Here is a 342-nt window from a genome sequence, read left to right on the forward strand (position 1 = left end):
AGTGCCGCCCTCGGTGACGGTGGTTTTATCCACAGACAGGGTGGCAACCACTTCAGAAGTGGTGTCGCCGATGGTCACTTGGGCTTTGTCGCCCAGCACCAGGTTCTCGAAGGACTTGCCGTCAACGGTGGCGTTGTCGACACCCACTTCGATGATCTGGCCATCTTTGTAGACGTCGTCGCCTTGGGCTTTCAGCTCGTAAGGCGTGCTGGTGGTGCCAGCCTTGATCACCACGGTATCGCCGTTGCTCAGGGTGACGGTCAGGTCTTGCTTAAGAACCTGATCCACCTTGACGGTGAACTTAGGCGCAGCGTTCTCCAGCACGTTGCCATTGCTTTCGAT

Annotated in this window: 1 protein-coding gene; it reads right to left on the reverse strand. The window is 57.3% G+C overall.

All coding sequences use genetic code 11. From position 1 onward, the window contains the following. Window positions 1-342: immunoglobulin-like domain-containing protein (locus H7995_RS28265; RefSeq protein ID WP_185819342.1), on the reverse strand; the 342-nt coding region annotated here is incomplete at both ends.

Source organism: Pseudomonas kielensis, assembly GCF_014236655.1.
Classification (GTDB): Bacteria; Pseudomonadota; Gammaproteobacteria; order Pseudomonadales; family Pseudomonadaceae; genus Aquipseudomonas; species Aquipseudomonas kielensis.